Here is an 11,802-nt window from a genome sequence, read left to right on the forward strand (position 1 = left end):
GGTACGGCGATGGCGGGGCGCGCGCGGGGAAGGGGCGAGATCAGCAGGACGGGCGACACACGCAGCCCGCATAGCGGACGAGGTCCATATGGACCCTCCGCCACAGGCGCACATCGGTGTCGGTCACGCTCCGGAGTACACCATGTGCGCCGAGGGGAATCAATGCATGTCCGCTGTGCGGTCACTCCCCGTGGACACTCCGGCGGCCCCCACCTTCGCCGCGGCCTTCTTTCCGGACTTCGCGCCCGCCTTCCCGCCCGCCTTCCCGCCCGCCTTCGCGCCCGCCTTCGTCCCGGCCTTCGAACCGGTCTCCGGCTCGTCCTCCGGGACGTCCTCGGGGTCGTCGGCCGGCGAGCCGCCGCGGGCCGCGTCCGCCGCCGCGTACAGCTCCTTCGGGTGGACCCCGGCGAAGGCCGCGACGAGATGCCCGTCGGGCCGTACCAGCAGGACGGCGTGGGCGGGGGCGCCCGGGTAGGCCTCCGCGACCAGGACCTCGGCCTTCGCCGGGAGGGCGGCGACCGCCTCCTCCAGCCGCGGCATCACCCCGGCACCGCGCCAGTGCCGCCGGTCCCACACCCCGGTGCCGGGGGCGACCAGGAGGACGAGGAGGCGGCCCTGACCCAACCGGTCCCGGAGCCGTACGGTCGTGCCGTCCGGGGCGGTCACGCGGACGTCCTCGACCGGGGCGCCCTCCGGGGTGCCGACCGGGGTCCGGCCCTCGGTGTACGGAGGCGCGAGGGGGGAGTGGGGGTACGCCGGGGGCGCGCCGAGCGGGCCGCGCCCCACATGGCCGTCGGTGAGGAGGGCGTCATGACCGCGCGCCGCCCCCGGAAGGTACGTCCGCAGGCCGCCGCCGCCCCGCAGCACCGGCAGTGACTGGTCGGCGCCGCGCAGCCGGTGGGCGACGGCCGCGCGCCGCTCGCTCTGGTAGCTGTCGAGGAGCCGCTCGGAGGCTCCGTGGTGCCAGGTGTGGGCGAGTTTCCAGGCGAGGTTGTCGACGTCCCGCAGGCCCTCGTCGAGGCCCTGGGTGCCGACCGCGCCCAGCAGGTGCGCCGCGTCCCCGGCGAGGAGGACGCGGTCGACCCGCCAGCGCCGGGCGAGCCGGTGGTGGAGGGTGTGGACGCCGGTGTCGATGAGTTCGTACGGAGGAGTCACGCCGTCGCACCAGCCGGCCAGCGTCTCGCGGATCCGGGCGATCAGCGCGTCGGGGGTGACGAGGTCGCCCCGGGGCGGCAGCAGCCAGTCGATCCGCCAGACCCCGTCGGGCAGCGGGCGGGCGGTGATCTCGTCGGCGGCGCCGCGCCATGGCGGCTGACGGTGCAGCAGGGCCTCGCCGGGCCACGGGAGTTCGGTGCGGAGCGCGGCGACCGCGTGCCGTTCCACGGCCGTACGGCCCGGGAAGCGGATGCCGAGGAGCTTGCGTACGGTCGAGCGGGCGCCGTCGCAGCCGACGAGGTGGCTGCCGCGCCACCAGGTGCCCGCCGGGCCCCGGGTGTGGGCGACGACGCCGTCGCGGTCCTGCTCGATGGTGTCGAGGCGGGCCTCGGGGACGAGCCGGATCAGCTTCTGGTGGGAGATGGCGGCCCGCAGCCCGCGGGCGAGGGCGTGCTGCGGGATGTGCAGCGGCGCGGCCGGGGCGGAGGGCGCGGCGGGGTCCTCGGACCACTCCTCCGTGCCGCCGAGTCCCAGGTCGAGGGTGAGGTGGCGGACCAGCTGGCGGCGGCGCATGCCGCGCCAGCCGACCCAGCGGACACCCTCGTCACGGAGGGTGGTGCAGCCGAGCCGCTCGACCATCGCGGCCATGTCGGCGCGCAGCACGACACTGCGCGCGGGGCGTGGTTCGTCCTTGCCCGCGCCCTCGTCGAGGACGACGCTGGGCACGCCCTGCGCGGCGAGCGCGAGGGAGAGCGCGAGGCCGACCGGCCCCGCGCCCACGATGATCACCGGGTCCACGGCGCGGCTCCTGAAGGCCGGAAAGTCATGGGGGCAGCACATCTGAGTGTGGCACGAGCCCGGTGCTTGATCACAGACCGTATGCAACCCACTGAGGGTGCTTGCGTCAAGCGACGGGGTGGGCGCGGTGCGGCTGACCTGAAGTCAGTACCGCTCCGGCCCACCCCTGTTGTCCCACGGACCCCTGGCGGGGTCAGGCGCCGCTGACGGCGTCGCTCTTCACCTCGGCCGGTCCGCCCTGCGCGGGGATGGCCGGCCCGGCGGACTTCTTGCCCTGGCGCAGGCGCTTCTCCAGGCGTCCGGCGAGGGCGGTGACGATCGCGTTGAGGGCGATGTAGATCAGCGCGATGACGGTGAAGGTGGCGATCGTGTTGGCGCCGTAGTTGGCGGTGATCTGCCGGTTCTGGCTGAGCAGCTCCGTGAAGCCGAGCAGCGCGCCGCCGAGCGCCGTGTCCTTGACGATCACGACGAGCTGGCTGACCAGGGCGGGGAGCATGACGGTGACGGCCTGCGGGAGCAGGACGTACATCATGGTCTGGCCCTTGCGCATGCCGAGCGCCTCGGCCGCGTCGCCCTGGCCGCGCGGCAGCGAGAGCACACCGGCCCGGACGATCTCGGCGATCACCGAGGCGTTGTAGAGCACGAGGCCGGTGACGACCGCGTAGAGCGGGCGGAAGTCGGAGCTGACGGTCGTGAACTCCCGGTAGAGGGCGTTCGCGAACACCATCAGGAGCAGCACCGGGATGGCGCGGAAGAACTCCACGACGGCGCCGACGGGGACCCGCACCCAGCGGTGGTCGGAGAGCCGGCCGATGCCGAGGAGGGCACCGAGCGGCAGCGCGATCAGGATCGCGAGGCCGGCCGCCTTGAGGGTCTCCGTCAGACCGGGCAGCAGATAGGTCGTCCAGACCCGGGAGTCGGTGACGAACGGACTCCACTTGTCGGCGGCCAGCTGGTTCTTGTCGTTGAGGGCCGCCAGGACCCACCACGCCGCCAGGGCGAGGACCGCGAGGAACCCNTCGTGAAGAGCAGGTTGCGCCGCTTGGCACGCGGTCCGGGGGTGTCGTACAGGACGGAGCTCATCGCTTCACCGCCAGTCGCTTGGCCGCCCAGCCGAAGAACAGGCCGGTCGGAAGGGTGAGGACGATGAAGCCGAAGGCGAAGACGGCGAAGACGGCGAAGAGCGCGTCGGCCTCGTTCTCGATCATCTCCCTCATCAGGAGGGCCGCTTCGGCGGCGCCGATGGCCGCCGCCACGGTGGTGTTCTTCGTGAGGGCGATGAGGACGTTGGCGAGTGGGGCCACCGCCGCGCGGAACGCCTGGGGGAGGACCACCAGGGTCAGGACCTGGAAGAAGCTCAGCCCCAGCGCACGGGCGGCCTCGGCCTGCCCGGCCGGCACGGTGTTGATGCCCGAGCGCAGCGCCTCGCAGACGAAGGTGCCGGTGTAGGCGATGAGTCCGAGGATCGCGAGCCGGAAGCCGATGTCCTCGGAGCGGTCCGCGCCGAGCGTGATCCCGAGCGTCTGGTCGAGGCCGAACGAGCAGGCCACGATGACGACGGTCAGCGGGGTGTTCCGGACGAGGTTCACGTACGTGGTGCCGAAGCCCCGCATGAGGGGTACCGGGCTGACTCGCATGGCGGCGAGGGCGGTGCCCCAGATCAGGGAGCCGATCGCCGAGTAGAGGGCGAGCTTCGCCGTCACCCAGAAGGCGCCGAGCAGGTCGTACTGCCCGGAATCAAGAAAGTCGAACACGATGCCCCGCGCTCTCCCCTGGTGGTCGGTCGGTGTGGAGGCCGGTGCGTGGGCAGCGGCCGGTGCCGGTGTGACGGCCGCCGCCGAGCGGGGCGGCCGTCATGGACCGGGCGGGGTGGTTCAGCCGGCGATCTTCGGCGCGGGGTCGTTCTTGTAGCCCGAGGGACCGAAGTGCTGCTTCACGAGCTTGTCCCAGGTGCCGTCGGAGACCAGCTTCTCCAGGGCCTTGTTGATCTTGCCCTTGAGCTCGCTGTCGCCCTTCTTGAGGCCGATGCCGTAGTTCTCGTCGCTCATGGAGAGACCGGCGAGCTTGAACTTGCCCTGGTGCTCCTTCTGCGAGGCGTAGCCCGCGAGGATGGAGGCGTCCGTGGTCAGGGCGTCGACCCGCTTGTTCTCCAGGCCGGTCAGGCACTCGGAGTAGCCGCCGAGCTGCTGGAGGTCGGCCTTGGGGGCGAGCTTCTCCTTGACGTTCTGCGCGGAGGTCGAGCCGGTGACCGAGCAGAGCTTCTTGGAGTTGAGGTCGTCGACCTTGGTGATCGAGGAGTCGTCGGCGCGCACCAGCAGGTCCTGGTGGGTCACGAAGTACGGACCGGCGAAGTCGACCTCCTTGAGGCGCTTCTCGTTGATCGAGTAGCTGGCGACGACGAACTTCACGTCACCGTTCTTGATCAGGTTCTCGCGCTCGGCGCTCGGCGCCTGCTTCCAGTTGATCTTGTCCTCGGCGAAGCCGAGCTCCTTGGCGACGTACTTGGCGACGTCGACGTCGAAGCCGGCGTACGTGCCGTCCGGGGTCTTCAGGCCGAGGCCCGGCTGGTCGAACTTGATGCCGATGGTGATCTTGTCACCGTTGCTGCCCGAGTCCGACCCGGTGCCACAGGCGGTGGCGGTCAGCGCGAGGACGACGGCGGCCGCGGCGGCGGCAGGGGTGCGACGAAGCTTCATCGAGGAATGTCCCTTGGTCTAGAAGTGAGTTGGGAAGGATAGGCCCGAACTCGTTCAGTGGTGAAGGATCTTGGAGAGGAAGTCCTTGGCCCGGTCACTGCGCGGGTTGCTGAAGAACTCCTCGGGCGTCGCCTGCTCGACGATGCGGCCGTCCGCCATGAAGACGACCCGGTTGGCGGCGGAGCGCGCGAAGCCCATCTCGTGGGTCACGACGACCATCGTCATGCCGTCCCGCGCCAGTTGCTGCATGACCTCGAGGACCTCGTTGATCATCTCGGGGTCGAGCGCGGAGGTCGGCTCGTCGAACAGCATGACCTTCGGGCCCATCGCCAGCGCGCGGGCGATCGCCACACGCTGCTGCTGGCCGCCGGACAGCTGCGCCGGGTACTTGTCCGCCTGGCTGCCGACCCCGACCCGGTCGAGCAGGGCGCGGGCCTTCTCCTCGGCGGCCTTCTTCTCCGTCTTCCGGACCTTGATCTGGCCCAGCATCACGTTCTCGAGCACCGTCTTGTGCGCGAAGAGGTTGAACGACTGGAAGACCATGCCGACGTCGGAACGCAGGCGCGCGAGCTCCCTGCCCTCCGCCGGCAGCGGCTTGCCGTCGATGGTGATGGTGCCGGAGTCGACGCTCTCCAGCCGGTTGATCGTGCGGCACAGCGTCGACTTGCCGGACCCGGAGGGTCCGATGACGACCACGACTTCGCCGCGGCTGATCGTCAGATCGATGTCCTGGAGGACATGCAGTGCGCCGAAGTGCTTGTTCACGCCGGACAGTACGACCAGGTCGCCGTCCGTGGCGCGGGGGGTGTCCTCGAGACCCTTGGACACTGACTCTCCGCTCATCGGGCTCTAGCTCCGTCCTCCTCGGTTGGGGAGGACACTAGAGACCCGATGTGACGACCGTCATCAGATCTGAGCGGAAATTGAGGATAACGATCCGGCCGCAACCGGACACAGTGTGTGAAGGGGGCACCCCGGGCCGTACCGGCTGCATAACGGAAACGCCGCCGTCACCGGGGGACACTTGACTGTGACACCGATCATCGGTGTTCATGCCTTGGTACCACCTGGTACACAGAGAACCGATATCGGGACCGCGACCACGGAGGAGGTACGTATGCGACTGCTGCTCGTCGAGGACGACGATCATGTCGCCGCCGCCCTCTCCGCGATCCTCGCCAAGCACGGCTTCACGGTGACCCACGCCCGCAACGGTGAGGAGGCGCTCCAGGCCGTGCTGCCCACGGCACAGGGCGAGCGTCCCTCGTACGGGGTGATCCTGCTCGACCTCGGTCTGCCCGACCAGGACGGCTACCAGGTCTGCGGCCGCATCCGGAAGCTCACCACCACCCCGGTGATCATGGTGACCGCGCGCGGCGACGTACGCTCCCGGATCCACGGGCTCAACCTCGGCGCCGACGACTACGTCGTCAAGCCGTACGACCCCGGCGAGCTCCTCGCCCGGATCCACGCCGTCAGCCGGCGCAACGCCGGCCCGGAGGAGACCACGGGCGGCGGCGCGGCCGCCGACGGGACCCAGCTGCGACTCGGCCCGGTCACCATCGAGCTGCCCACCCGCCGGGTCAGCGTCGACGGCGAGAGCGTGCCCCTCACCCGCAAGGAGTTCGACCTCCTCGCGCTCCTCGCGCAGCGCCCCGGAGTCGTCTTCCGCCGCGAACAGATCATCAGCGAGGTCTGGCGCACCAGTTGGGAGGGGACCGGCCGCACCCTGGAGGTGCACGTCGCCTCCCTGCGCTCCAAGCTCCGGATGCCCGCCCTGATCGAGACCGTGCGGGGCGTCGGCTACCGCCTGGTCGCCCCCGCCGTATAACCGTCGGACGGCCCCTCCGTGCGCACCCGCCTCCTTCCGCTGCTCATCGTGCTGATGGCCGGCGTCCTGCTCGCCCTCGGCTTCCCGCTGGCCGCCAGCCTCGCCGCCTCCGAGCAGCAGCGCGTCGTCGTCGACCGCCTCGACGACGCCGCCCGGTTCGCCGCGCTCGCCCAGTTCGTCAGCCCGACCAGCCCCGGCACCGACGAGCGCAGCACCACGCTCGGCGGTGAACTCGCCAGCTACCACGACGTGTACGACATCCGTGCCGGGATCTTCTACCGCGACAACCAGTCCATGGCCGCCGCCCCCGAGGACTGGGTGGTCCCCTACGAAGGGGAGGGCCGCCGCGCCTTCAACGAGTCGCTGCTCGGCCGCCGCAGCCACGACCCGCCCCAGGTGTGGCCCTGGCAGGCCCACGCCCGGCTGATCATCGCCTCGCCGGTCGTCCGCGACGGCGACGTCGTCGCGGTCGTCGTCACCGACTCGCCGACCGGGCAGCTCCGCATGCGCATCCTGCGCGGCTGGCTGCTGATCTTCGCGGGCGAGTCCCTGGCCATGCTGGTCGCCGTCGGCGCCGCGTTCCGGCTCACCGGCTGGGTCCTGCGGCCGGTCCGCGTCCTCGACTCCGTCACCCACGACATCGCCACCGGCCGGATGAACTCCCGGGTCGCCGCGACCGGCGGACCGCCCGAGCTCCGCCGTCTCGCGCTCTCGTTCAACGAGATGGCCGACAACGTCGAGGAGGCGCTCGAACAGCAGCGGGCCTTCGTCGCCGACGCCTCCCACCAGCTGCGCAACCCGCTGGCCGCGCTGCTCCTGCGGATCGAGCTGCTCGCCATGGAGCTCCCCGAGGGGAACGAGGAGATCGCCTCCGTACGGACCGAGGGCAAGCGCCTCTCGCAGGTCCTCGACGACCTCCTCGACCTGGCGCTCGCCGAACACACGGCGGCCGAGCTGCGGCTCACCGACGTGGGCGCGCTCACCGCCGAGCGGGTCGCGTCCTGGCGGCCGGTCGCCGACGACAAGGGCGTCGTGCTCACCGGGGAGTGCGGGGCGGTCACGGCCTGGGCGGACCCGGTGGCGCTCTCCAGCGCGCTGGACGCGGTGATCGACAACGCGCTGAAGTTCACCCCGGCCGGGGAGGAGGTCACCGTGACGGCCAAGGTCCAGCCCGGCGGGGAGAGCGTCGCCGTGGTGGTGGCCGACCACGGGCCCGGTCTCACGGACGAGGAGCTGGGCCGGGTCGGCGACCGCTTCTGGCGCGCGGGCCGGCACCAGAACGTCAAGGGCTCGGGCCTCGGCCTCTCGATCACCCGCGTCCTGCTCACGGCGGGCGGCGGCGGCATCGCGTTCGCGCCGAACGAGCCCCACGGACTGCGCGTGACGGTCACCGTGCCGCGGAACCGGCCGGTGGCACGACCGGGGGACCGGTGGACGCCGGAGGAGCGGTGGACGCCGGAGGGGCGGTAGGACGGCGGGGCGGTAGGGCGGGGAGCGGGCGGGGCAGTTCCACGGCGAGTGGTCAGGCCCAGGCCGGTCAGGGGCGGGGCCCGTTCGGGAGGCTCAGGGCTTTACCGAGCGGTAGTAGCGGCGCGCTCCGTCGTGGAGGGTCAGCGGCTCGGTGTAGACGGCGGTCCTGAGGTCCACCAGCTGGGCCGGGTGGACCTTGCGGCCGATCCGGTCCCGGCTCCCGATCACCGTACGCGTGAAGCCCTCGACCAGGTCGTCGTCGGCCTCCTCGGTGGTGACCAGCAGGTTCGCCACCGCGAGCGTCTCTATCTGCCGGCCGTCCTGCGCCTTGGAGTACGCGTCGGCCGGGATCACCGCGGACCGGTAGTGGCGGGTCGAGCCGCCGACGTCGTGGAGCCGGTCGACGAGGGCCGCGTCGAGCGGCAGCAGCCGGACCGGGAAGCGTTCGGACAGCGTCTGCACCGGCAGCGTGGGCAGGCCGCCCGACCAGAAGAAGGCGTCAAGCTCGCCCCGCTCCAGGAGGTCCGGCATGGTGTCGATGCCCGCCGAGACCGGCACGATGTCCCGGTCAGGGGTGAGGCCCGCCGCCGCGAGGACCCGGTCGGCGACCAGCCGTACGCCGGACCTGTTCTGGCCGACGCCGACCCGGAGGCCGCGCAGGTCCTGCACCTTCTGCAGCGAGGAGCCCTTGCGCACCACGATCTGCACGTAGTCGTCGTAGAGCCGGGCGCAGCCCCGCAGCCGCTCCCAGCCGGGCCTGCGCTCCCGCTGGTACTGGGCGACGGCGTCGGCCGTCGCGACGGTGAAGTCGGCCTCGCCGGTGGCCACCCGCTGCACGTTCTGCTGGGAGCCCTCGCTCTCCTTCAGCGTTATCGACACCTCGGGCAGGTCCTCCGAGAGGTCCTGCTTGAGGAGGTCCCCGTACCGCTGGTAGACGCCGGTGGAGACGCCCGTGCTGAAGGTGACCGAGCCGCTCGGAACAGGGGAACCGAAGGGCATCAGCCACCACACCAGCACCCCGCACACCGCGAGCAGCGCGGTCGCGCCCGCCAGGACACGGCGGCGGGCGGCACGGGAGAGGGAGGCGAACATGCACGCGATCCTGCCAGGCCGCGGGCGTGTCTGGCCAGGTTCGATCGGGTGAGGGCCCCTGGCCGGAGCCGGAGTGGTCCCTCACCCGCCGGGGGCGGAGCGCGAGCGTCCGGTACGCGGCCCGGGCGTCCGGTACGGAGCGTGAGTAGCCGGTACGAAGCGTGAGCGGCCGGTACGGAGCGGGGGCGGCCCGCGTGCGGCCGCGCGGGCCCGGCGGGGGGTCCGCGCGGCCGTGCCGCTCAGTAGGCGAAGGCGGACTTGCCCGTCACGGTGGTGGCGACGTGGGTGATGCCACTGTTGGGCGGCAGCGCCGTCACCGTCGAGGTCCCGGTCGTACCGCTCGTCGTACCGTCGCCGAGCTGGGCGGCCGCGTTGGCACCCCAGCCGATCACCGAACCGTCGTCCAGCGCGGCCACGGTGAAGTCCGCGCCGCCCGAGATGCTCTGGACGCCCTTGAGGTGGTCCAGGACGACCGGGGTGGTGCGGTTGGCGTTCGTGCCGTCGCCGAGCTGCCGGTCGGTGTTCTTGCCCCAGCCGGCCAGGCTGCCGTCGTCGAGGACGGCGAAGCCGGACGCGGAGGTGGCGAAGACTCTGGCCACGGCGTCGAGGTAGGCGACGTCCACCGGCTTGCTGCTGTCGGCGGTGGAGTCGTTGCCGAGCTGGCCCTCGGCGCCCTTGCCCCAGGACTTGACCACGCCGTCGGCGGTGAGCGCGAGGACGTGGTCGCAGCCGACGGCCACCGACTCGACGTCGACCAGGTCGGGCACCTTCTGCGGGGTCTCGCGGGTCGTGTTGTTGCCGGTGCCCAGGCGCCCGTTGTCGCCCTTGCCCCAGGTCCAGACCGTGCCGTCCTGCCGGAGGGCCACGCTGAAGTCGCAGCCCGCGCCGACGTCCTTGACCTTGTCCAGGCTCTGTACGGGGATCGGGGCCCGGTACGGGTTGGTGGTGTCCTGGCCGGTGCCGAGCTGCTTGGAGGCGTTGCTGCCCCAGGCGAGGACCCGGCCACCCTTGACGGCGAGGGCGTGGTTGAGGCCCGCGGAGACTTCGCTCACGCCGGAGAGTCCGGCGACGGTCGCGGGGAAGGACTGGGCGACGAGGGTGCCGTTGCCCAGCTGGCCGGTGGCGTTGGAGCCCCAGCTCTTCACGGTGCCGTCCTTGAGGAGGGCGACGGCGAAGGGGTTGGCGGCCGCCGCGGCACCGCCGCCGCCTCCGGAGAGCTCGCGCACGTCGTCGCGGGTGATGCCGAGGACGGCCGCGGGGGTCTGCTGGGCCAGGACGCTGCCGTTGCCGAGCTGGCCCTGGGTGTTCTCGCCCCAGGCGCGCACCCAGGGGTCGGTGCCGGCGGAGGCGGGGAGGGTGGAGGCGGTGAGGGCCGCGAGGGACAGCGCGGCGAGGAGGGTGAGACGCAGGGGTGGGGTCATCTGCGTGCCTTTCGATGCGTGAGGGTCGTGGGAGTGTGCGTGAGCTGCCCGAGTCGTCGGAGTCACCCGAGTCACCTGAGTCGTCGGAGTGGTCCGGGTCACCTGGGTCGTCGGAGTCGCCCGAGTCGTCGGGAGCCGTCGGAGCTCAGTAGGCGTAGCTGGACTTGTTCGCGACCGAGGCGGCGACGCGGGTGATGCCGCTGCCGGCCGGCAGGGCCGTGACCGGGGTGGGGGACGAGTCGGTCGTGCCGTTGCCGAGCTGGCCGTTGCTGTTGTTGCCCCAGGCGAGGACGGACTGGTCGGAGCGGACGGCGAGGGTGTGCTGCCAGCCGCCGGCCATGTCCTGGACGTCGCTCAGGCCGGGGACGGGAACGGGTGTGGTCCGGGGGACGGTGCTGCCGTCGCCGAGCTGGCCCTGGCCGTTCCAGCCCCAGGCGCGCACGGTGCCGTCGTCGAGCACCGCGTAGCTCTGGTAGGCGCCCGCGAAGATCTTGGTGACGCCGTCCAGATGCTGTACGTCGACGGGCACCCTGCGGTGCTCGGTGCTGTCGTCGCCGAGCTGGCCGTTGGTGTTGTGGCCCCAGGCCTTCACCGTGCCCCCGGCCGTCAGGGCGAGGGTGTGGAGGCAGCCGGCGGTGACGGCCACGACGTCGTCGAGGCCGGGCACCTTCTGCGGCGTGTTCCGGTCGGCGTCGCCGCCGTTGCCGAGCTGGCCGAACTGGTTCCTGCCCCAGGTCCAGACGGTGCCGTCCTCCCGGAGGGCGACGGAGTGCTCGCAGCCGCCCGAGACGTCCTTGACCTTGGTCAGGCTCTGGACGGCGACGGGGCGGGTCGCCGGGCCGGACGCGTCGGGGGTGGTGAGGCCGTTGCCGAGCTGCCCGTAGGCGTTGGTGCCCCAGGCGAGGACGCGTCCGCCGCGTACCGCGAGGGCGAACGGCCCGCCCGCCGCGGCGATCGAGGACACCCCGGAGAGTCCGGCGACCGCCGCGGGGAAGCCCCGCTGCGTGGTGGTGCCGTCGCCGAGCTGGCCCGAGGTGTTGCCGCCCCAGGACAGGACCGTGCCGTCGCCGAGGAGGGCGAGGGCGAAGGAGAGGTTGCTGTTGAAGCCTCCGGCGGAGAGCTCGCGGACGTCGCCGCGGGCCACTCCGGGGACGGAGCCCGGGGTCGTCTGGTCGAGCGTGGTGCCGTTGCCGAGCTGGGACCCGATGTTCAGCCCCCAGGACCGTACCCACGGATCACGCGGTTCGGCCTGCACGGGTGTCGGTGCGGCCGCCAGGGCGGTCAGTGCGACGGCCGCGGCGAGCGCGGTCCGTACGGACGACGGGTACGACATGCCGTT

At 72.1% G+C, this 11,802-nt stretch carries 11 protein-coding genes; 2 read left to right on the forward strand and 9 right to left on the reverse strand.

The annotated features are described in order from the left end of the window. Positions 1 to 40: 40 nt before the first annotated feature. The 6 genes from AMK27_RS44535 to AMK27_RS13240 all read right to left on the reverse strand — a co-directional run bounded on the left by AMK27_RS44535 (position 41) and on the right by AMK27_RS13240 (position 5,492). Positions 41 to 127: a putative leader peptide gene (locus AMK27_RS44535; protein ID WP_311605579.1), complete on the reverse strand. Its 87-nt coding sequence runs from the start codon at positions 125 to 127 to the stop codon at positions 41 to 43. A 32-nt stretch (positions 128 to 159) separates the two neighbouring features. Next, positions 160 to 1,953 carry an FAD-dependent monooxygenase gene (locus AMK27_RS13220; protein ID WP_073906196.1) on the reverse strand — a complete coding sequence of 598 codons (1,794 nt, stop codon included), beginning with the start codon at positions 1,951 to 1,953 and terminating at the stop codon, positions 160 to 162. Positions 1,954 to 2,146: 193 nt separating this feature from the next. After that, positions 2,147 to 2,971 (reverse strand): amino acid ABC transporter permease (locus AMK27_RS13225; protein ID WP_241847478.1); only part of this gene is annotated, 825 nt, incomplete at its 5' end. A 61-nt stretch (positions 2,972 to 3,032) separates the two neighbouring features. Next, a complete protein-coding gene (locus AMK27_RS13230) occupies positions 3,033 to 3,707 on the reverse strand; it encodes an amino acid ABC transporter permease (RefSeq protein ID WP_055603334.1) in 675 nt (224 codons plus the stop codon). A 120-nt stretch (positions 3,708 to 3,827) separates the two neighbouring features. After that, entirely contained in the window at positions 3,828 to 4,649 is an 822-nt protein-coding gene (locus AMK27_RS13235) for a glutamate ABC transporter substrate-binding protein (protein WP_055603333.1), read from the reverse strand. Between the two features lie 54 nt (positions 4,650 to 4,703). Next, complete coding sequence (locus AMK27_RS13240; RefSeq protein ID WP_073906198.1) at positions 4,704 to 5,492, reverse strand: amino acid ABC transporter ATP-binding protein; 789 nt, start codon at positions 5,490 to 5,492, stop codon at positions 4,704 to 4,706. A 274-nt stretch (positions 5,493 to 5,766) separates the two neighbouring features. Here AMK27_RS13240 and AMK27_RS13245 point away from each other — a divergent pair, with 274 nt between their 5' ends. Both AMK27_RS13245 and AMK27_RS13250 read left to right on the forward strand, forming a co-directional pair. Further along, positions 5,767 to 6,480 (forward strand): response regulator transcription factor, encoded by a 714-nt coding sequence (locus tag AMK27_RS13245; protein ID WP_073906200.1) that lies wholly within the window; start codon positions 5,767 to 5,769, stop codon positions 6,478 to 6,480. An 18-nt stretch (positions 6,481 to 6,498) separates the two neighbouring features. After that, entirely contained in the window at positions 6,499 to 7,950 is a 1,452-nt protein-coding gene (locus AMK27_RS13250; RefSeq protein WP_073906202.1) for a sensor histidine kinase, read from the forward strand. A 93-nt stretch (positions 7,951 to 8,043) separates the two neighbouring features. On the opposite strand, the gene AMK27_RS13255 is transcribed toward AMK27_RS13250, so the two are convergent. The 3 genes from AMK27_RS13255 to AMK27_RS13265 form a co-directional block, all read right to left on the reverse strand. After that, positions 8,044 to 9,042: a TAXI family TRAP transporter solute-binding subunit gene (locus AMK27_RS13255; RefSeq protein ID WP_073906204.1), complete on the reverse strand. Its 999-nt coding sequence runs from the start codon at positions 9,040 to 9,042 to the stop codon at positions 8,044 to 8,046. A 239-nt stretch (positions 9,043 to 9,281) separates the two neighbouring features. Beyond that, positions 9,282 to 10,463, reverse strand: coding sequence for an RCC1 domain-containing protein (locus AMK27_RS13260; protein WP_073906206.1), 1,182 nt, complete (start codon positions 10,461 to 10,463; stop codon positions 9,282 to 9,284). 145 nt (positions 10,464 to 10,608) lie between these two features. Beyond that, positions 10,609 to 11,796 carry an RCC1 domain-containing protein gene (locus AMK27_RS13265; RefSeq protein WP_073907458.1) on the reverse strand — a complete coding sequence of 396 codons (1,188 nt, stop codon included), beginning with the start codon at positions 11,794 to 11,796 and terminating at the stop codon, positions 10,609 to 10,611. Between the last annotated feature and the right edge of the window lie 6 nt (positions 11,797 to 11,802).

This window comes from Streptomyces sp. CB02009, from assembly GCF_001905825.1.
GTDB lineage: Bacteria > Actinomycetota > Actinomycetes > Streptomycetales > Streptomycetaceae > Streptomyces.

Excerpts from the sequence above, each read along its gene's own strand:
- AMK27_RS13235 (WP_055603333.1), bottom strand. The coding sequence starts at position 4,649 with ATGAAGCTTCGTCGCACCCCTGCCGCCGCCGCGGCCGCCGTCGTCCTC.
- AMK27_RS13240 (WP_073906198.1), bottom strand. The coding sequence starts at position 5,492 with ATGAGCGGAGAGTCAGTGTCCAAGGGTCTCGAGGACACCCCCCGCGCC.
- AMK27_RS13245 (WP_073906200.1), top strand. The coding sequence starts at position 5,767 with ATGCGACTGCTGCTCGTCGAGGACGACGATCATGTCGCCGCCGCCCTC.
- AMK27_RS13255 (WP_073906204.1), bottom strand. The coding sequence starts at position 9,042 with ATGTTCGCCTCCCTCTCCCGTGCCGCCCGCCGCCGTGTCCTGGCGGGC.
- AMK27_RS13260 (WP_073906206.1), bottom strand. The coding sequence starts at position 10,463 with ATGACCCCACCCCTGCGTCTCACCCTCCTCGCCGCGCTGTCCCTCGCG.
- AMK27_RS13265 (WP_073907458.1), bottom strand. The coding sequence starts at position 11,796 with ATGTCGTACCCGTCGTCCGTACGGACCGCGCTCGCCGCGGCCGTCGCA.